The sequence below is a fragment of the Pirellula sp. SH-Sr6A genome (assembly GCF_001610875.1).
Classification (GTDB): domain Bacteria; phylum Planctomycetota; class Planctomycetia; order Pirellulales; family Pirellulaceae; genus JBKCUI01.
Genome location: NZ_CP011272.1, coordinates 1,395,768 through 1,415,052, shown reverse-complemented (window position 1 = coordinate 1,415,052; position 19,285 = coordinate 1,395,768). Strand labels below are relative to the sequence as shown.

Genomic DNA, 19,285 nt, shown 5'->3' with positions numbered 1-19,285 from the left:
AATGTGCGTGGAGAGGAGCATGCACATTGATCTGAGGCGAGCAGTTGTTTCAGTCCAGCAATGCAAGAATCGAGACTACGGGTAACGCAGAGTTACGCGCAGCAAACATCGGATTGCTCTTGCGAAGCAGGAATTCAACTACGGTTGTGGGCTGAAGAAACGACCTGTAACAACATGAGTTGTTGCTCGGACGTGCGAATGCCCGATCAAATTAGCCACACTTGGTGTACGGCGCGATTAAGAGGTGCCTTTGGCGGACCATCCAGCCAACTGCCAACGAAGTCAGCAGCGCGGGATGCAACTTGCCAAAAGTCAACGGACGCATTGATCCAAACTGGATTGGCGATGGACTGGAGGTCTGAAAAACTAGTCGGAGCTTCGGCGATTCCAAATACGCACTGGCCGTCATCACAATGATTTGAGTGGCCGTGTCCTTCCAACGGGCAAGTATCAACGCCATTCTCGGCAATCGACGCTTTGGCTATCTCGTGACCGTTCGATGCGTGTTCATCATCGTGTCCATGTGAATCGCACGCATGTCCATCGTGGTCGCAGCCATGCCCCGTTAAGATGGCGGCTTGTTCTTGCATGCAGCTGCCATGAGACAAACAGCAACCGAGCACCGCGTGAGCGGTGAAGGCAACCAGTGTCAAAAGGCGAATGGCAAAGAACATTACGAGCCAACTTTTACGAATTACGGGATTGAAGTTCATGGCACGCGGACCTTTTAATGATACCGCAACGACGGTTAGGTAACTAGTTCATTCTGAGCTGCGATCGAATCAGAGACGCTTATTCCTGGTCAAGGGTTAGTCCCCGAAGCGAGTCGTCTCCGCTGTTGTTAATGACAGCATTGAGCGCCCCGGTCAGCATATAACCATCGATTTGTGCCTGCGCCGTGGCCAGTTGGGCACGAGCTGCGATGTAGGCAAGGTTCGTGTCAAAGTACGTTCGTCGCGTAACAAGTAGCTGGATGAAATCCTGTTCACCGGCTCGGTACGCGCCCTCGGCTAGATCCAATGTTTCTTGGGCAGCGGGCAAAAGTTCGCTTAAGTACATGTCGACGGCCTCGGCTGCTCGAGCGTAGTCCCCAGAAGCAATCGCGAGCCGCGCACGAATCGCGTTGTCGATGCGCTGTGCTTCTTGCACCGCTCGACAGTACTCAGCGCGAGCCGCAGCGATGTTGCCTTGGTTCTTGTTGAAAACTGGAATTGGCGCACCAACCTGCACATTCATCATGCCCGAGTCGGTGCTGTTATCGACGCCTGCACCGAACTGCACGTTTAGGTTTGGTAAGGGCTGAGATTCTTGACGTCGGATCGCTGCGCTGGCTTGACGGATTCGAGCTTGAGCGGCAGCGTACTCGGGACTGGTAGCAACAAGTCCATCTTCAACTGCTTTCCAGTCTTGGCTCGCTGGAAGCTTCGGCAGTTCTCCCGCGACTGCCTGTAGTTGCATGTTCGGCATGCCAGCTAGAGCAACGATCTCCCGCAGCCGGGCCGACAGCGAAGCTGAAAGCTGCCTTCGATCAAGTTCCAGCTGCTTGACTTGAACTTGAGTCTGCAAAAGGTCGATCTTGGAGCCTTCGCCTGCTTGCATACGTTTCTCAGCCGCATTCACCCCTTGCTTCAGCAATTCAAAAAACTGATCGATCGATGCCAGTTGTTCTTGAATTCGAAGGCTGTCGTAATAGGCGGTCTTGATGTCTGTCGCAACTCGAAGCTTCTGGGCTTCTAGTTCTTGTACTTGGGCTCGTACGGCTTCATTAAGTACAGCACGATTCAGTGCACGCTTATCGCCGGTAATGATCTGCTGTTGAACGAATAGTAGGTGCTGATCTGTCCCAGCGTCAGCCAACTGTTGGCCTTGGTAGCCCAGCATCGGATTGGCGTACAGACCGACTTGTGTGCGATAACCTGCTGCGATCTGAGTCGTCGCGGCCAGTTCCTTAATGGCTGGATTGTTTGCGAACGCAAGCGACAAGAGTTCTTCGAGCGTTGCGCCGTCTGCAATGGCTTCAGTCGAAGCCACTGGGTCGACCATGACAACGTCAACGGACGCGGGTTCGACTACACCGGCAGCTTGAGACGACTGATGAGCATACGCGGCTTGCGAAACCGGTTGAGTTCGCAATGCGTGGTCTTGTTCCAACGGTGTATTGATGCCCGTCTTGCTTTTTTGGCTAACGGCGTCGCTTTGCAAACTTGGGGATGCATAGACCGTTGCTTGCTCGCTTGAACGGATGTGTCGCTCCAGTCCACTGCAGCCAACCGACATGCAAGCGGCTGAGCAGATTATCCATCGTGCAACATTCATTTTCATGGAGATCCCTCCGAGGTCAACGCATTGAGTAGCTAAGGCTTTCTCGAGTGAAAGTCTCGAGTGCCAAAAGCCATCCGAACAAAAAAGAATTGTCGCTGGTTAGCGCCAAGCTCGGATCAAATGCGCAGCACGTTTGGCAAAGAGGTCGACCGAGTCGACGTGTCGAGGTGAAGATACTGAAAACGCATCATCGAATGCAGCCGATACTCAAACCCCGACCAAGCTGGAGTGACCGTCGCAATATTGGCTAGTCGATTAACTGAACCAGAAAGCAATAATGCGTTTTCAAAACCACCGATGCAGCACGGACAATCGCGGTGCGAATGGTGATTGTCGTCCGGATGCTGGCCCTGAGAATCGGAGTCATTCGATTCGGAGCAAGGAGCTCCGCACGAATGATCGTCGTGATCATGTTCGCAATCAGAGTTGTGACCGGCGATCTCAATCACATCATGCAGCAGGCAGTGCGTACAAGCCAGCGACGAGGGAGGGATCAAAGCGGAAATGATCGCAGCCACAAACACGGCGCATTGAGCGAATCGTGTTAGCGGAGTGCGAAGCATTGGGCAATCCAGGGCAGAAGCTGTGGAAACGAAAACCGATCTTAGATTTCCTCTTTGGTATCGAATCAACGATTGGGGCAGCTTTAACGAAAAGTCCGAATCCCCCGAATGAAGCAGTGATTCATTGGTGGTCGGTCACTCGCCAATATCTGATCTAGCTCGATCGTGGGGCATCAAAAAGCTCAAAAACCGTGCGATTCGTTGGCTGACATTGCCTCGAGGGCGTCCAAGAGCTATCCTTAATGCCATGAGATCCCCTCTAGTAGCACTACTCCTAATCGTCAACTTGTTGACCTGTCCGCTGAATTGCTTGGGTTGCCAACCGCTCCCAGCTTCAAGCGTTCAAAGCGCATGCGCGACAAGCGAATGTTGCTCTGACTGCGTGGAAACAGAGATTCCTGCTGCCCCCGAGCCACATGATAGCGATTGCGAGTGCAAGAATTGCATTTGCGAGGGGGCGATTGTGGCTAGTCCGGTTGAGCTGCCGCAATCTTCCGATGGGATCTGCTGGTTTCATCAGGTTGAAATCGCTTTAAGAAGTCCCGTCAGTTCGTTTTTCGCTGGCGGGCACTCGAGAATCGTCGTAAAGCACGCATTCACGGGTAGCGATGCGCGTATAGCGCTTCAATCTTGGCAGATCTGAGCCAGCCAACGCCTTTGCGTTTCTTCTAAGCGTTGTTCGGTAGGACAACGATTCAGATTCACTTGTTGAGATTCGGTGCTGCGCAAATTCTTCGCAGCTTGATGATCCAGCCTAAGTAAGACCTCTTTCATGCTGCTTCCCTGGGAATACGGCGTTCGCAATCTGGCCAGGCGACCGGTGCGCACGGCATTAACGATGATGGCACTGGCCACTGTCGTGATGTTGGTGTTCGTCGTGGTCGGGTTCATTCGCGGACTTGAACAGTCGTTGACCGCAAGCGGCGACGAGAACGTCGTATTGGTTTACTCGGTGAACTCAGAGGAGAACATTGAGAATTCATCAATCCCCGCTCGGACACCATCCTTATTGACTGCCAGTGTAGATGGAACGGTCAAGCGATTTGGGCTCAATCATGCGTCTCCGGAGTTGTACGCAGGCACACGAGTCAAGAGCGAGAACAATGAAGGCGGATTGGGATTGGTGCGGGGTGTAACTCTCGCCGCGCCACTGGTCCGACGATCAGTTCAGTTGATCGATGGTGCTTGGCCAAGTGACGGCGAGGTGATGGTAGGGCGATTGGCGGCCGCAAAGCTAGGGAGCAGCGAAGATGAAATCGCGATCGGAAAGAGCATTGAGTTCGAGGGACGTTCGTGGAACATCAGTGGAAGATTCGCTGCCGGGGGGGCTGCTTATGAGTCTGAGATTTGGTGCAGGTTGTCCGATTTTCAAACTGCATCAAAGCGGCAAGACATTAGTTTAGTGGCGTTGCTCTTATCGCCGGGCAGTTCACCTGCTGAAGTTGAATTGTTTTGTAAGGAACGCACAGACCTCGAGCTTCGGGCGATAGCGGAAACGGAGTATTACGCAACGCTACAACAACATTATAAGCCCGTTCGATTGTTGGCTTGGCTGGTCGTAGTGCTGGTGTCCAGTGCGGGGATTTTCGCTGGGCTGAACATGATGTACGGAGCGGTTGCAGGCCGCGTCCGGGAAATAGCGACGTTGCAGGCGATCGGTTACCGCCGTTGCGCTATCTTGATCAGTTTGATCCAAGAAGGTGTGCTTCTATCTGCAGCCGGATCGCTCGTTTCTGGAGTGATCGCGCTGACCGTGCTGAATGGAATGGCAGTTCGGTTCACGATGGGTGCGTTTACGTTACGCATCGACGGCGTAGCGATCTTAATTGGTTGCAGCGTCGGACTGTTATTGGGTGTCGTTGGTGCGTTACCACCGGCACTGAAAGCGCTGCGAGCAGAAGTCGCAGCGAGCCTTAAAGCTGTTTAGTTTTGAAAACCCTTGATTCGTTTTGGAGCGTTTAGATGAAAGTTTTTTCAAGTATCGCGTTGGCCGTTTTAACTCTCGCCTCTGTCGGCTGTCAGTCGAAAGACAGTAGCTCATCGACTGCGAATACCAGCCAATCCACTTCGTCTTTTCTTGTTGAAAGCGAGCCCACGGGAGCCATGCCCGTAGGTGAAGCTCGAGCAAAGAGCGAAGACGGACAAGAAGTTACCCTTGTTGGTTTGATCGGTGGATCAAGCAAGCCGTTTGTTGAAGGACTGGCAGCGTTCACGATTGTCGATCCGAAAGTGCCATACTGCGCGGACGATGAAGGTTGCCCAACTCCTTGGGACTATTGCTGTCAGACGGAAGCCGTTAAGGAAAATATCGCCACGATCAAACTCGTTGACGAGACAGGCAAACCAGTTGCGTCAAGTGCTCGCGACCTACTCAAGGTCAAAGAACTATCGACGGTGGTTGTCAAAGGTAAAGCCAAACGCGATGAACAAGGCAACCTTACCATTGCCGCTAACCAAGTGTTTGTTCGGCCAGGTAAATGATCATGGCAAAAGAACAACTAGATATTAGTAGCCTGGCGCTAGATCGTACGCCGACAATCAGCGCAACCAAAGCGCCATCACTTCAACACAAGAAGCGATGGTTGTCGCGGTATGCATTACCTGTCGGCGTTTTGTTGGGCTTTGCGATGCTACTTTTCGCTGCAGCGGGCTCTCGCTTCATGCCAGCCCGCTCAGTGACGGTCGTTCCGGTGATTGTAAAGCGAGCTGAGCTTCAGCAAGCAGGTACAACGCTATTCCAAGCGCCAGGCTGGATCGAGCCTCGTCCAACCGCCATTAGCGTAGCCGCGATGACTCACGGAGTTATCGAGGAGCTAATGGTCGTAGGCGGGCAAACAGTGCAGAAAGGGGAGCCGATCGCACGATTGGTTTCCATCGATGCGGAATTGGTACTTGAGCAAGCGAAGAATGCTCTAGCAATCCGCGAGGGTGAACTTAATCGCGCGAAGGCGGAGCTTTCCGCAGCGCGCATTCGCTTCGACAATCCCGTGCACTTGAGAATTCAACTGGCCGATGCAATGAGCAATTTGACGAAATCAAAAACAGAGTTAGCCAAACTGCCCTTCCTTATCAAGTCTGCCGAATCGAGCGTTAAATACACGCTCGGAAGTATGGCAGGAAAGCAATCAGCCAAGGGGGCGATCTCAGATAACACGATCGCGAAAGCCGAAAACGAGCATGCGATGGCAACAGCAAACTTGCAAGAGTTGAAACAACGCGAACCTAATCTGGAACGCGAGGTCAGTGCGCTCGAGGAAGTCGTTCACGCTCTTGAACGGCAATTGGAGTTGCTGGTAGAGGAAACTCGGCAACTGCAAGAAGCAGAAGCGAAGGTTCAATCGGCGGAGGCTTATCGAAATGAAGCTAAGCTGCAAGTACGCCAAGCGGAACTTGCCCTCGAGCGGAGCACAGTACGCGCTCCGATGCAGGGTCGCATTCTAAGAGTGGTCGCATCTCCTGGATCGCGAGTCATGGGCCTCGAAACTACGGCTGGACAAAGCTCAAGTACGGTCGTCGAAATGTATGATCCACAAAAACTTCAGGTGCGAGTTGATGTGCGACTTGAGGACGTTCCGATGGTCATACCGGGCCAACAAGTCAACATTGAGACCGCCTCTTCTGCCGATGTAATCCACGGTCAAGTGCTGCAGATCACCAGCTCGGCGAACATTCAGAAAAATACATTGGAGGTCAAGGTTGAGTTGCTTAACCCACCACTATCCGTGAGCCCCGAGATGCTCGTCACAGCCGCTTTTCTGGCTCCGAAAAGCGACGTATCGTCCGATTCAATGGGAGAGGCCGAGCGCATATTCGTTCCAGAGTCTTTCGTGCAGGCCAGCGATTCACAATCGTTTCTATGGATAGTTGATGAGAATTCAACGGCGAGAAAACGCACGGTGGAATTAGGTGGTAAAGCGGCCGATGACCTCATCGCAATCAAATCAGGTCTCCGAGTTACAGATAAGTTGATCGCTTCAGGAAGAGATGGATTGCGAGATGGTGCGAGGGTGCATGTAACAAGCGACGATCCAATTATAGGAATGAAATAGATGGCACTCGTAGAACTTCGTGGTGTAAGCAAGAGCTTTAGTAAGGGCGAAGAGACCATCACGCCACTTGACAACATCAGCATGGACATTGAGGAAGGCGAGTTCATCTCCTTAATGGGTCCCAGTGGTACCGGCAAAAGCACGCTGCTTAACTTGGTGAGCGGAATTGACCGGCCCGATGCGGGAACAATCACTGTCGATGGGACAGATGTGACCAAGTTGTCTCGCACGCAGCTTGCTGATTGGAGAGCTGCCAACTTTGGGTACATATTTCAGACACACAATCTCATTCCTGTGTTGACCGCTTATGAGAATGTTGAACTACCAACGCTGCTGTTGAAGTTATCCTCCGCGAAACGAAGGCAACGAGTTGAACTGGCTCTAGAGGCGGTCGGCTTGAGCGATCGAGCAAACCACTATCCCCGCCAGCTTTCCGGTGGACAAGAACAACGCGTGGGAATTGCTCGTGCAATCGTGGCTCATCCGAAAGTTGTTGTGGCGGATGAACCGACTGGGAGTCTGGACTCAGAAACCAGCGACCAAGTTCAGATACTACTACAGAGACTTAATCGTGAACTCAATATCACGATGTTGATGGTCACGCACGATAGCAACGTCGCGGCCATTGCAACCAAGCAATTAATCCTTGATCGGGGCAAGTTCCTGGCTCGCGCTGAAGGAGCAGCTCGATGATAGGTTATGTCTTGAAAACATTGTGGCGACACCGCACTCGAACTCTGCTGACCGTATCCGGTGCAGCAGTGGCGATGTTCGTTTTTTGTTTTGTGGGCTCTGTTCAAGAGGGGCTGCATCGGCTGACGACGGGTTCGGATGCGGATCGCAGCTTGATTGTGTTTCAGGAAAATCGCTTTTGCCCAACCACCAGCCGCTTGCCAGAGGATTATGCAACGAAGATCCGTGAGATTAATGGGGTGCGCGATGTCATGCCTATCCAAGTGTGGACGAATAACTGTCGAGCAAGCTTGGACATCGTGGTGTTCAACGGTGCCGACCCCATCCAGATCCAAAAGTCGCGACCACTCACGCTTGTAAGCGGTAGCTGGCAACAGTTTCAATCACAACGCGATGCAGCCATTGTCGGGCGCAATGTTGCGAATCGTCGAGGCTTAAAAGTCGGCGACCAGTTTTCGATCGGTGACATTTCGGTGCGGATAGCAGGGCTTTTTTCGTCGACGGTGCCTTCCGAAGAAAACCTTATTTATACGAGTCTCGCTTTTCTGCAGTATGCCCGCGGCCTCAACGCAGCCGGACTGGTTACTCAGCACGAGGTCCAATTGACCGACGATGCCGATCCCGATCGCGTGGCAAGTGAAATCGACTCCAAGTTGCGAGCCGGTGCCGTGGCAACCAAAACGCGTCGTAAAGGAGCGTTTCAAGCGAGCACACTTTCGGATCTTGTCGACCTCATCGGGTTTGCCCACTGGCTCGGCTACGCGTGTGTCGGTCTGGTGTTATCGCTTGTGGCTACTACAACGGTCATGAGTGTCCAGGATCGCATCAAGGAATACGCAGTGTTGCAGACCATCGGCGTGCGTCCTCTAACCACCATGCGTCTGGTTCTCACCGAAAGCACACTCTTATGCTTGGTGGGAGGCGTAACCGGAACGTTGCTTGCGATGCTCGCGCTGAGTCTCGGTGGTTTTGCGATCGGAGCTGAGGGAGCGACTATTGCCTTCCGACCGTCCGTAGCACAGGCGTTTTCCGGATCAGCAATTTCCCTTTGTGTTGGCGTGATCTCTGGTTTACCTCCAGCAATCCAAGCTTCAACAATTTCAATCGTGCACGCTCTTCGTCAGTCATAGTCGCGAATAAAAGAAGCGTAGAGGAACCGACTGAATGGAAAGATTCCAGCGATGATACGCCAAAGGCAGCTCGCAAAAGGCGAACTGCCTACTAACGATTGTTCAAGGTGAACACGGGCGATAAAAACTTTACTTCCCAGGCTTTGGTGCCGGCGTTTCATGATCGAGAGGCTCATGTCCACCTGCCGCATGGTGTGCGGCATCTTCGTGACCGAGCTCCTTTAGCAGCTTGTCGTGCTCCTTCTTCATTTCATCTAGCGATACTTGGATCTTGCTGCACATCTCTGCGCACATTTTTCCATCTGGTGATGATTTGCAGCATTCTTCATGAAGCGACTTCTGGACTGCGTTCGCTTGGCCGAGTTGCGTTTCGATCTTCTTGACTTGCGCGACAACCTTCGGGTTAGTTGCGTGTTCGTCACGAACAATTACCAAATCACGCTGAATGGCCTGCAATTGCTGACCAAGCATCTGGGATTCTGCTTGCGTCACCTGCGTTTGAATCATCGGCGATTGAGTCGCATACCGCTGGATTCCAGTTGAATAGTCTCTGGCATGTTGGATGTTGCGAGACGTTCGCTGGTTGGCCCAAAAGCCAGCCCCATTGTTTCTCGACACCTTGTCATTGATCCGTGATTGGGCTTGTGTCACTTGCGGAAAGGCAAGTGCGAGACCCGCTACCAGTGCGATCGAAGCTGCAAATTTTCCAAAACTTTCGATACTCATCATAGTTCCTTTCAAGAACATGAATTGCGACATCGTGAATACAAAGATGTCGACTTCTGTGAGGTCGTGAACCGCCATCCGGTCCACACATGCAAGTTTGATGCTTCGCTCGCGACTCACCTTCAGAAATAAAACTGATTCGGAGCATGAATGTCGAAGTAATGTTGAATGCGTGTCGGGATCTCGGATTGACGAAGGCCGGTTTGCTAGCGAGTGCGGGGGTCACCCACGTATTGTCCAACTTTACTCGGCTCGAAGCTTGACGAAACGCAGTAGTAAGCTCTTCTCCAGCCAACAAACGCACAAAACGTTGTTACTCCACAAACTTCGAATCCCATCCGTTTTACAGCCTGAATCGCTCGTGCATTGTTGGCGTCAGTCGTTAAAGCAATTCGCAGGACTCCGTCCGCCCTAAGAATCTCTGCTGCCTGACTAATGAGCACTTGATATAACCGCTTTCCACGATGCTCAGGTTTTACGAATGCGGCGAAAAGATAAGCGGTCTCAGGATCCAGAAATAACGGAAGACCTGTCCATACATGTCCGCTGGAGTTATGCGCGGCTGGAATATCGCCCGTGCCAACCCAGGCATATGCAACAATTGCTTCGCTGGCCATTAATGCATAGCAACGAAATCTTTTACGATCGAGATATTGAAAAGCTTCGCACTGGAGGAGCGGGTTGCACTGTGAAAGAATATCGAAGCTCTCGACCGATAGTTCAATTAGTCCTCGATCAAGCGAAGCTTGGTTGAGTTCGTTTGAGATTTTCGTAAAAAAACCTGAAACCTCCCGGTGTTTTTGCGGTTTAACGAAGTAACAACAAATCGATTAAGCCACACACACGGAGGGTTTCAGGTGAAGTCAAGTTTCGCAAAACGTATCGGTGCACGCAAGAAGCAAATCCTGAAAAGGCTCGCAGTAGCAAGGGAGAATCGCTTCTCTCGTGGTATCTCGAATCCGAATCCCGTTCTCGCTACCAACTCTGTCAAATACGAACTTGCTGATCGCACCCATGCCATCAGCTACGCTGGTGTCTCCGCCATGCTCAAGCTCGCCGGGCATGTCGGATTGACCGATGCCATCAATCATCGTGTCCAACTCTTAAAGTCACATGCTCCTTATCATGAATCCGACCACGTCCTCGCGATGGTTATGAATGTTCTATGCAACGGAACGAGGCTGGAGCATTTGGAGCGTCTTCGAAACGATTCGACATTCCTCGATGCGATCGGTGCCGATTCGATTCCTGATCCAACCACGGCAGGCGATTTCTGCCGTCGATTCCATCAATCCGACATCGACTCCCTGATGCAAGCTATTAACGAAGCCAGGATCAACGTATGGAGACAACAGGATGATGCGTTCTTTGACCAAGCCCTTATCGATGTCGATGGCGTTATCGTGGCAACTACAGCCGAGTGCAAAGAAGGAATGGATATCTCGTACAAGGGGAGTTGGGGATACCACCCTTTGCTGGTCAGCTTAGCCAACACCAAAGAAGTACTTGCGATTGTGAATCGCAGCGGTTCGGTTCACAGCGCTCACAACGCGGCAGCCTACTTAGATAAGGCGATCTGCACTTGTATCGCTGGAGGCTTCCGGCGCATTCGAATGCGAGGGGACTGCAAGTTCTCGCAGACGGAGTATCTCGACGGATGGGACGCCCTGGGAGTACGCTTCCAGTTCGGTTATGAGGCGCGAGCGAATCTGAAGGAAATCGCAGACAACTTGGATGCGTCGGCATGGAAGAAACTCACCCGCGCCTTGCCAAAAAACAAGACCAATGAAACTCGTACCAAACCCACCAATGTCAAACGCCAAATCATTCGGGAACGCAATTACGTCCATCTGGAGTTACTACATGAGGAAGTGGCCGAGTTCGAATACCAACCCAACGCCTGCGAGAAAACGTATCGAATGGTGGTTGTTCGGAAGAACGTCTCCAAAGAGCAGGGCGATGTTCGGCTCATCGACGAGATCCGCTACTTCTTTTACATCAGCAACGACATGCCCTCGGTATCGAGCGAGGACATTGTTTTTGGCTGCAATGACCGATGCGACCAAGAAAATTTGATAGCACAACTCTCCGGTGGAGTTCGATCGCTGTGCGCTCCGGTGGACAATTTGGAAAGCAACTGGGCGTATATGGTGATAACGAGTATTGCGTGGAACCTAAAATCCTGGTCTGCACTACTGACCCCCGTGGTGACTGGTCAAGAGCAAGAACATCAAGCAGAAAAGAAACGGCTCCTAACAATGGAATTTAAAACGTTTCTGTCCGTGTTCATTCATGTGCCATGCCAAATTCTACGACATGCCAGGAAAACGATTCATCGGCTCCTGAACTGGACGGACTACACATCAGCATTCTTCCGATTGTGTGCTGTGCTCAATCTGTAGCATCGAATCGCTAGCACGGAAACGAGCTAGCAAGAAGAGCTTGGGGCATCGTAAGTCCAAAGCGAACCGTAACCGCAACGCCTAACCCAGATAAAATAAAACAATGGAGAGCAAGCAATTGAAAAAAAGCGACCAGCACTGCTGGCTCGGTGACCGCTGCGCAGCGAAAATCAAGCTAAGACGAACAAGCGTTCGCTTGTTTGAGGATTAGTTCAATCCCGTCGGGTAACTTTTGTCCGGATGCAGCTAAGTGTTCGACGTTGGAACACATGAGCAGGCTGAAGTCGGCAATACCTACGCGTCGAAGTAGTGAATACACAAGCCTATCGATTTTTCGCGGAGCGAGCGTGAATGCTGCATCCGTTATCACCAATGTCTCATAACGCATGGCAACGCGCTCAATTCCTTCTTCGTTTGTGGATATAACGATTCCTCCCCGATCGTCGAGACAAATTTTTGTTCAATGCTTCCTAATTAACATTTCAGGCCAATGCGAAGCTAGCCTCGCATTGAGTGTTGGTCGTTAAAGACAACCAACACTCTTTGACAACCTGCCGGTTTAACAAACGGGTTAGTATTGTTGACAATCTACTTGGCACCTGAGACGACCTTTTTCAGTCCCTTCTCGGATGGGCACATTGGGCACGTACCACTCTCGACACCCTGTGTGAGCGTGCTGGCGGCTGAGCTGGATTCTTTGCCTCCGCAACAAGTGGCCTCACAGGCATTGGAATCGCTTGTGCAGCATTCGCATGTGCACTGTACGCAGCTGCAAATCCCGGTTTCACAGCAGCAGCCGCCGTCGGTACAGCAACTGGAGCAAACGCATGATTGTGACACATCAGTGGTCGGGTTGCTTGCGACACTCGCCGCAATTGCAAGACTAACCGCAAAAAAAACCAACATCAAAAACATAGCTACTGACTTCATTTTTCAACCTCGTATTTCACTATTGGACCTCGCGTTGCATGAAACCACTTCCGCAACCTTGAGTTTGGATGCATTTGGCAGACACTTTCTTCAGCGAACTTTGGATTATTTTCGAACGCGGTGCACCCGTCCTGCTCGATTGGCGCTCATCCAGATTCGGCACTGCTCCAGTCGTTTGCAGAATGCTCGCCAAATCTTGCTTGAGTGCTCAGATGAAGCTCAATTGAATTGCCTTCACAGCTTTTTTGATTTTTTTGGCATTTTCTCGATACTTGCTTTATCTGCAAGAAATACCGCATTCCGGCATGAGTGCTGCGGGGGCTTCATCACGAAGGCTCGAACTTTTCGAGGTCATCTAAGCCAATTCAATGTGAGGTTTGCTATGTCCCACTTTTCACTTGTTGCCGCGTTCGCCCTATCCGCGATTGTTCCGCTCGCGGCATTTGCTGACCAACATGAGGATTCGAAAATGAAGAAATGCGCCGAAGTCTGTGCCGCTTGCCAAGTCGAGTGCGATAGCTGTTTCGATCATTGCCTGAAAATGCTTTCGGAAGGGAAAAAGGAGCATCAGGCAACCGCTAGAATGTGCGCTGACTGCGCCGAGTGCTGCAAAACATGCGCGACACTGTGTGCCCGCAACAGTCCCTTAGCTAAGCCTATGCTCGAATGTTGCGCCAAGTGTTGTGAAGAGTGTGCGGCTGCGTGTGAAAAATTTCCCGATGATGAACATATGGCCGCATGTGCTAAATCCTGCCGAGAGTGCGCGAAGGAATGTCGCGACATGCTCAAGCAAGTTCAGAAATGATTGCATAGCAACAACCGGGAAGTAAAAGGAAGAGTCTGTTGTTTCGGGCCGCGCTTCAGGCGCGGCTCGAAACCGAACTCATCGCCACGACCTTAATCGCAATGCGTTTGTCACGACAAAGAAGCTAGAGAGACTCATCGCCAGACCTGCCGCTATCGGTGACAGACTCAGACCTGTCATGGGTTTAAGCAGGCCGGTTGCAATGGGAATAAGCAAAACGTTGTAGCCAAACGCCCAGCCCAGATTCTGCTTGATGTTCAACATCACGGCCTTCGACAAGCTTATCGCACGCGGAATATTTTGAATGTCGCCAGACATGGCGATCACGTCGGCGCTCTCGATCGCAAGGTCTGTTCCTGTGCCCATCGCGATGCCGACATCGGCGATCGTTAGTGCAGGAGCATCGTTCAAGCCGTCGCCCACGAAAGCCACACGCCGTCCGTCTCGCTTGAGCGTGTATACCACGTCAGCCTTGTCATTCGGACGTACTTCCGCATAGACCATCGTTGCTGGTATTCCGCAGCGATCTGCAATGGATAACGCGGTTCGCTCATTGTCCCCTGAGATGAGCGCCACTTCGTAGCCCGATTGTTTTAGATGCTCCACTGCGCTTTGCGTCGATGGTTTGATCGGATCTGACACGATCATGATCGCGGCGAGCGAACCATCGACGGCCGCGAAAAAGTATCCGCTCCCCTCGGACATTGCATCAGCTACTTGTGCATCAAACGACGATGTTTCGATGCGGCGTTCTCGCATCATCTTTTCCGAGCCGATGATTATCGCGTGACCGTTGGATAATTCGGCTTCAACTCCCGCGCCTGCAATGGCGTTAAAGCTGGTTACGGTAAGAGGCGACTTGGGCCCTTTGGCAGCGGCATCCACAATAGCCGTGGCCAAAGGGTGCTCCGATCGCTGTTCTACGAGAGCCAGTTGGGCCAGCAAGTCGTCACTCGAGAACGGTGGCAATACGTGGAATAGCGAGAGGTGCGGTTTTCCAACCGTCAGCGTTCCGGTTTTATCAAAAGCGATCAATGCAACTTGGCTCAAAGACTCGATCGCATCCGTCGAGCGAAACAGAATCCCTTGTTGCGCCGCCTTGCCCGTACCCACCATCACACTCGTAGGAACCGCGAGTCCCATTGCACATGGGCAAGCAATAATGAGTACAGCGACCGCATGGATGAGTGCTTGATCGATTGAGCCGCCAGGCATTACGAAAAGCCATGCGAGGGCAGTAAGCAATGCGATCAACAACACCACGGGTACAAAGTACGCGACGACTCGATCAGCAATGCCTTGAATGCGCGGCTTGGAAGCCTGCGCAGATTCAACGAACGCCACGATCTTCGCTAAAGTCGTGTCGGCTCCGATGGCAGTGGCTCGAAACTGAATACTTCCGCTGCCGTTGATCGTACCTGCCACCACTTCGTCCCCCGCTTCCTTGGCCACTGGTACGCTCTCACCAGTCACCATGCTCTCATCGATATAGGTAGAGCCACTAACGACCACACCGTCCACTGCGATGGCAGATCCAGGGCGGACTTCAACAACATCATTAAGGACAACAGCCTCCGCAGGAATGGTTACCGCTTCACCGTTGCGTATAACTGTGGCCATTTTCGGTACCAGTTTTAGCAGTACCTTCATTGCGTCAGACGCTTGATGCCTGGACTTCGTTTCAAGGAATTTGCCTAACAAGATCAGTGTGATCACCACTGCTGACGCTTCAAAGTAGACATGACGCGATTGCGGAGGAATCCACTGGGGAAAAACCGTGACAACAGTGCTGTAGAGGAAAGCGGCCATCGTCCCCAGAAGAATCAGCGAATTCATATCGGGAGATGTTGAAAAGAGGCTCTTTGCGCCTAGTCGAAGGAAGCGTCCGCCAAACCAGAATTGAACAGGAATGGCCAAGCCGAACATGACCCAATTCCACTGCTCCATCGACAACCAGGACATCATCAAACTCATGACTCCGTCGGACAACATGGGAGCCATCGCAAGCACAACGATCGGTAGTGCAAAGATCGCTGCTCCGACGAACAAATGCCACAATCGCTGAGCTTCTAAATCGTTGTCCTCAATCGAACCCGCGTTTCGCACCGTGGAGAGCTCAACTGGCTCATAACCCAGCTTTGTAATCGCAAGTTGGATCGTTTCGAGTTCGCCAGCTTGTGGGAAATGGTCGAACTCGACCGCCGCACGCTCCGTCGCGAGGTTGACTGAAGCGCTGGTCACTGATGGGATCTTGCGCAGTCCATTTTCGACGCGTCTGACACACGCAGCGCAGGTCATGCCCTTGACGCCAATCTCGACCGTCTGCTCAGCATTCATCATTATCCATCTCCTCGTCTGAGAGGCCCACCATTTGGCTAGCGCTTGCTAATTAGAGGCTACTGCTTCATAGCCGGCTTCTTCGACGGAAGCCATTATTGATTTGTCGACGAATTGCCCCTCGACAACTGCTTTTCCTGCTTTCAAATCAACCTGGGCAGCGGTTACGCCATCGGTGGCTCGGATGGCTGACTCAACCGCTGATTTACAGTGGCCGCAGGTCATGCCAGTGATCTGGAAGGCCTGTTTACGTGGTTCTTGGTTCATTTTTGCGTCTCTTATTGGCGTAGAGGTGAAGTGGCCGTATCGCTAGGTTGGATGCCGGCACGGTACCGATTCTTCAGGTAGAATGGTCCTGTTCGCGGGGGAATCTGCCGGCACTTCGACTCGCGGAGCCAAAATCGGAAAAAAAATCGGAAATTCCGTGAAGGAACGCGGCTTGAGGTCCATCCAAAGCACGTAAGCCTCGAAATTTGAAGCAAAAGCACGAGTCATGTCATCACTTACCCTCCATATCGTTTTGCTGTTCGCGGTTGCGTACAGTCAAATCTTTGGCGGAGTTTCGTGTTGCTGCCTCTCGCGAACGATCATTGCAAGTCTGGCGACTGCGCAAGTGGCTACGCCAGCCAGCGCTGATCACGCGATGCCAAACGCGTCCCTAGCGCCAAAGTGCCCCAAATGTGCTGCTGCCCAAGCATCCGGTGCGAGAAGTGTGAATTCCGAGGGACTTCGAACTTTCAGCGTTGCGGGGAGCAACGAATGCCAATGCGCGAAAGCTATTTCTAGCGCTACTGCTCAGCACGAACCTCGATCTGCGTCCATTGCTGTGCAGTATATCGCGACTAGCCTCGCGACTTGGGACGTCATCCCTCGTGCGCAACGGATTGTGTTTCAAAGACATGAAGTTCCAATTCCCTTCGAGGGTTGTTCCTGGCAGTCGATCGCCTGTGTTTGGAAGAAATGAGAAGACCGACAATCCGATAGCTTCGGGATTGTTGACTGGCTGTGTGCTTAACTTCAGGCACACACCACTGGCTTTTTAGTTTCTTATACAAAATAGGTGAATCATGTTGACAAAACTCGCTCTTTTGAGCGTTCTCGCTCTTTCCGCAGTTTCCTACTCGGTAAATGGAAGTCAGCAAAGCACGAATGCAGCGTCTGAGGCCTCCGTTAGCGAAGCTTCCTGCTGCATGAAAAATGCTTACTGCTGTGCTGTAGATCAACCTTGCTGCCTTCGCTAGATCGACGACAAGTACGGTCTGAGATTGAGTCCTGCTCGAAGCTTCCGAAGGCTTCGGGCAGTTTTCTCTTTTCGGCGGGAAGGAGTGAAGAATGATACCAACAGAGTCATCCAATGAGATGAATGGAAAAGCGGAGGATCGTGCATCACCGCTGACTAAAGAAGAATTGACGCTGTGGATTAGTCGTGCCAGCAACGGACATCGAGAGTCACAAAAGCACATTTACGAGCTATTGGCAGCCAGGTGCTATCGAGTCATTCGAAAGATTGTTGGCGATAGTCATGCTGACGACGTGATGCAGGACTTCGTTATCCACTTGTTTTCGAGGCTTAGTCAGTTTCGTTTCGAATCGACGCTCGAAACATGGGCGCACCGCATGGCTGTGAATCAAAGCTTGCAGTACCTGCGAAAAATGAAACGGGAAGAACAGCGCATTCAAAAAGTCGCGGAGGCTGGAGAGGTGTCTTTAGATTTTAATCAAAAGATTCAAGCAGACGAAGACATCGAGGTTCTTGAGTTGGCTATGCAGCAAATCACGGGTGAGCAGCGAGCGATTTTGCACATGAAAGAAGTCGAAGGGCTTGGATACTCAGCGATCGCAAGCGTTCTGGGCATACCCGAAGGTACCGTTGGTTCACGACTAAACAAGGCTAGAAACGAATTGAGGACTTCTCTGATCCACTTGGGCTGGGAGGCATAAGAATGAATTGCGATATGGTTGCAGAGCACTTGTCGGCGTACATCGACCAAGAGCTCGACACCGCGGCTTGTCTCCAACTGGAGGAGCATGTTGAGCAATGCGATGCATGCCGTGGGCTGATGTCTGAATACCGCTCGATGGGCGTATTGATGCGACGTTCGGAGCGAATAGTCGATACGGAAGCAGTATGGGAACAAGTTTCTCGCAAACTTGAATCTCCTGTTGTGACACTTGCTTCGACAGAATTCCAATGGAGGGATTGGGCCAAGCGTTATGGCACTTCTATTTTGGCCGCGGCTGCTGGTGTTCTTATCCTGGTTTCGGCACTGCGCTATGCTGCGCCCGATAATCACGACACCGCTAATGCGTTGCACGATCATGCTGCCATGGCTGTAGATTTTGCCGAGGTATTCCGCTCAGCCAGAACGGAACCTCAGATCGCCTTGTCCAAACTGAGCGAGAAGTACGACGGCCGTGAACTAGGTACCGAAGAAGCTACGAAATATCTTGGTTATCAGCCGGCATTATTCAAGAGTGTTCCCGAGGGGTTCACACGTGTGTCAACACACGTTTTGAACATGCCATGCTGCAAATGCTCGGCAACCATTTGTGAGCGAAGCGACGGCACATCACTGATTGTTTTTGAACACAGAGATGAGCAACCTGTCTGGTTTGGCGACTCCCCGTCAATTGAGACGCAGTGCGCGGGCATGCCTTGCAAGATTATTGAGTCAGCTGGGCAACTAGCCGTTAGCTGGAGAAATCAAGATCGGCAAATGACGATCCTCGGCGCAGATGATCTGACTGAAGTGAATCACTGGGTAGCATCTCTGAAGTTGTAAGTTCCACTTCGATGAATTCGCTATCCCTTTCCAACTCCCTTGTTCCATAGAGGACCAAACCATGATCAAGAACAGTATTCTCGCTCTCCTTTTCGTTTTCACTGCGGCAGCATCAAGTTATGCGCAAACAGCAAAAGACGAAACGTCTGAGCAACGTCGCGAGCGTCTGCGGATAGCTGTGCAAGCGATATGTCCAGTGTCGGGCGAGTCCCTCACTGACCATGCCAAGCCGGTCAAGATGACGAATCCAGAAACCAAAGAGGTGCTTTATGTCTGTTGTGAAGCATGCCTAGAGGCGAAGCCGGATGCCAAGCACATTGAAAAGATCCGAACCAACTTCGCCAAAGCCCAAGGACACTGCTTGGTGATGACGGACAATGAAATCTCTGCCGATTCGAAGCACGGTATTGTCGATGGGCACTTTGTATACGTCTGTTGCCCGCCATGTGTAAAGAAGATGAAGGCCGAACCAGCCAAGTTCTTGTCCAAGCTTGATGACCTTTACGAAGCGTCGCTCAAGAAGTAACCGTCCGATTCTACTGTTT

Annotated in this window: 17 protein-coding genes; 9 read left to right on the top strand and 8 right to left on the bottom strand. The window is 51.8% G+C overall.

Annotation, left to right across the window (positions count from 1 at the left end):
- Positions 1-206: 206 nt before the first annotated feature.
- The 4 genes from VN12_RS05455 to VN12_RS25700 all read right to left on the bottom strand — a co-directional run bounded on the left by VN12_RS05455 (position 207) and on the right by VN12_RS25700 (position 3,659).
- Entirely contained in the window at positions 207-713 is a 507-nt protein-coding gene (locus tag VN12_RS05455; protein WP_146675873.1) for a hypothetical protein, read from the bottom strand.
- Positions 714-792: 79 nt separating this feature from the next.
- Positions 793-2,322 (bottom strand): TolC family protein, encoded by a 1,530-nt coding sequence (locus VN12_RS05450; RefSeq protein ID WP_240491330.1) that lies wholly within the window; start codon positions 2,320-2,322, stop codon positions 793-795.
- Between the two features lie 116 nt (positions 2,323-2,438).
- Entirely contained in the window at positions 2,439-2,885 is a 447-nt protein-coding gene (locus VN12_RS05445) for a hypothetical protein (protein ID WP_146675872.1), read from the bottom strand.
- Between the two features lie 624 nt (positions 2,886-3,509).
- A complete protein-coding gene (locus VN12_RS25700) occupies positions 3,510-3,659 on the bottom strand; it encodes a hypothetical protein (protein WP_168164236.1) in 150 nt (49 codons plus the stop codon).
- Here VN12_RS25700 and VN12_RS05440 point away from each other — a divergent pair.
- Genes VN12_RS05440 through VN12_RS05420 form a run of 5 tightly spaced genes read left to right on the top strand, consistent with a single transcriptional unit; the run spans position 3,658 to position 8,757 of the window.
- Complete coding sequence (locus tag VN12_RS05440) at positions 3,658-4,812, top strand: ABC transporter permease (RefSeq protein ID WP_146675871.1); 1,155 nt, start codon at positions 3,658-3,660, stop codon at positions 4,810-4,812. The genes VN12_RS25700 and VN12_RS05440 overlap by 2 nt on opposite strands.
- A 35-nt stretch (positions 4,813-4,847) precedes the next feature.
- Positions 4,848-5,366 carry a hypothetical protein gene (locus VN12_RS05435; RefSeq protein WP_146675870.1) on the top strand — a complete coding sequence of 173 codons (519 nt, stop codon included), beginning with the start codon at positions 4,848-4,850 and terminating at the stop codon, positions 5,364-5,366.
- Between the two features lie 2 nt (positions 5,367-5,368).
- Positions 5,369-6,934 (top strand): efflux RND transporter periplasmic adaptor subunit, encoded by a 1,566-nt coding sequence (locus VN12_RS05430; protein WP_146675869.1) that lies wholly within the window; start codon positions 5,369-5,371, stop codon positions 6,932-6,934.
- The gene (locus tag VN12_RS05425; RefSeq protein ID WP_146675868.1) at positions 6,935-7,627 is read left to right on the top strand and encodes an ABC transporter ATP-binding protein; all 693 of its coding nucleotides are present in this window, start codon (positions 6,935-6,937) and stop codon (positions 7,625-7,627) included.
- Positions 7,624-8,757, top strand: a complete 1,134-nt coding sequence (locus VN12_RS05420; RefSeq protein ID WP_146675867.1) for an ABC transporter permease — start codon at positions 7,624-7,626, stop codon at positions 8,755-8,757. The genes VN12_RS05425 and VN12_RS05420 overlap by 4 nt, the downstream gene beginning before the upstream one ends.
- 129 nt (positions 8,758-8,886) lie before the next feature.
- On the opposite strand, the gene VN12_RS05415 is transcribed toward VN12_RS05420, so the two are convergent.
- Both VN12_RS05415 and VN12_RS26775 read right to left on the bottom strand, forming a co-directional pair.
- On the bottom strand, positions 8,887-9,603 hold the full coding sequence (locus VN12_RS05415; RefSeq protein WP_240491329.1) for a hypothetical protein: 717 nt from the start codon (positions 9,601-9,603) through the stop codon (positions 8,887-8,889).
- Between the two features lie 86 nt (positions 9,604-9,689).
- Positions 9,690-10,181, bottom strand: a complete 492-nt coding sequence (locus VN12_RS26775; protein ID WP_409994272.1) for a GNAT family N-acetyltransferase — start codon at positions 10,179-10,181, stop codon at positions 9,690-9,692.
- Positions 10,182-10,340: 159 nt separating this feature from the next.
- Between VN12_RS26775 and VN12_RS05405 the strand changes: the two genes are divergently transcribed.
- Positions 10,341-11,885: an IS1380 family transposase gene (locus VN12_RS05405; protein WP_146674927.1), complete on the top strand. Its 1,545-nt coding sequence runs from the start codon at positions 10,341-10,343 to the stop codon at positions 11,883-11,885.
- A gap of 1,813 nt (positions 11,886-13,698) precedes the next feature.
- On the opposite strand, the gene VN12_RS05395 is transcribed toward VN12_RS05405, so the two are convergent.
- The gene (locus VN12_RS05395; RefSeq protein WP_146675864.1) at positions 13,699-15,960 is read right to left on the bottom strand and encodes a heavy metal translocating P-type ATPase; all 2,262 of its coding nucleotides are present in this window, start codon (positions 15,958-15,960) and stop codon (positions 13,699-13,701) included.
- A gap of 45 nt (positions 15,961-16,005) precedes the next feature.
- On the bottom strand, positions 16,006-16,224 hold the full coding sequence (locus VN12_RS05390; RefSeq protein ID WP_146675863.1) for a heavy-metal-associated domain-containing protein: 219 nt from the start codon (positions 16,222-16,224) through the stop codon (positions 16,006-16,008).
- Positions 16,225-17,289: 1,065 nt separating this feature from the next.
- Between VN12_RS05390 and VN12_RS05385 the strand changes: the two genes are divergently transcribed.
- The 3 genes from VN12_RS05385 (at position 17,290) to VN12_RS05375 (ending at position 19,266) form a co-directional block, all read left to right on the top strand.
- Positions 17,290-17,898: an RNA polymerase sigma factor gene (locus VN12_RS05385; RefSeq protein ID WP_146675862.1), complete on the top strand. Its 609-nt coding sequence runs from the start codon at positions 17,290-17,292 to the stop codon at positions 17,896-17,898.
- 2 nt (positions 17,899-17,900) lie between these two features.
- Entirely contained in the window at positions 17,901-18,740 is an 840-nt protein-coding gene (locus VN12_RS05380; RefSeq protein WP_146675861.1) for a zf-HC2 domain-containing protein, read from the top strand.
- A 61-nt stretch (positions 18,741-18,801) separates the two neighbouring features.
- Positions 18,802-19,266 (top strand): hypothetical protein, encoded by a 465-nt coding sequence (locus tag VN12_RS05375; RefSeq protein WP_146675860.1) that lies wholly within the window; start codon positions 18,802-18,804, stop codon positions 19,264-19,266.
- Positions 19,267-19,285: the final 19 nt, after the last annotated feature.

What these genes read in the sequence shown, in the direction of transcription:
- VN12_RS05455 (WP_146675873.1), bottom strand. Translation starts at nt 713, where the DNA reads ATGAACTTCAATCCCGTAATTCGTAAAAGTTGGCTCGTAATGTTCTTT.
- VN12_RS05450 (WP_240491330.1), bottom strand. Translation starts at nt 2,322, where the DNA reads ATGAAAATGAATGTTGCACGATGGATAATCTGCTCAGCCGCTTGCATG.
- VN12_RS05445 (WP_146675872.1), bottom strand. Translation starts at nt 2,885, where the DNA reads ATGCTTCGCACTCCGCTAACACGATTCGCTCAATGCGCCGTGTTTGTG.
- VN12_RS05440 (WP_146675871.1), top strand. Translation starts at nt 3,658, where the DNA reads ATGCTGCTTCCCTGGGAATACGGCGTTCGCAATCTGGCCAGGCGACCG.
- VN12_RS25700 (WP_168164236.1), bottom strand. Translation starts at nt 3,659, where the DNA reads ATGAAAGAGGTCTTACTTAGGCTGGATCATCAAGCTGCGAAGAATTTG.
- VN12_RS05435 (WP_146675870.1), top strand. Translation starts at nt 4,848, where the DNA reads ATGAAAGTTTTTTCAAGTATCGCGTTGGCCGTTTTAACTCTCGCCTCT.
- VN12_RS05430 (WP_146675869.1), top strand. Translation starts at nt 5,369, where the DNA reads ATGGCAAAAGAACAACTAGATATTAGTAGCCTGGCGCTAGATCGTACG.
- VN12_RS05425 (WP_146675868.1), top strand. Translation starts at nt 6,935, where the DNA reads ATGGCACTCGTAGAACTTCGTGGTGTAAGCAAGAGCTTTAGTAAGGGC.
- VN12_RS05420 (WP_146675867.1), top strand. Translation starts at nt 7,624, where the DNA reads ATGATAGGTTATGTCTTGAAAACATTGTGGCGACACCGCACTCGAACT.
- VN12_RS05395 (WP_146675864.1), bottom strand. Translation starts at nt 15,960, where the DNA reads ATGATGAATGCTGAGCAGACGGTCGAGATTGGCGTCAAGGGCATGACC.
- VN12_RS05390 (WP_146675863.1), bottom strand. Translation starts at nt 16,224, where the DNA reads ATGAACCAAGAACCACGTAAACAGGCCTTCCAGATCACTGGCATGACC.
- VN12_RS05385 (WP_146675862.1), top strand. Translation starts at nt 17,290, where the DNA reads ATGATACCAACAGAGTCATCCAATGAGATGAATGGAAAAGCGGAGGAT.
- VN12_RS05380 (WP_146675861.1), top strand. Translation starts at nt 17,901, where the DNA reads ATGAATTGCGATATGGTTGCAGAGCACTTGTCGGCGTACATCGACCAA.
- VN12_RS05375 (WP_146675860.1), top strand. Translation starts at nt 18,802, where the DNA reads ATGATCAAGAACAGTATTCTCGCTCTCCTTTTCGTTTTCACTGCGGCA.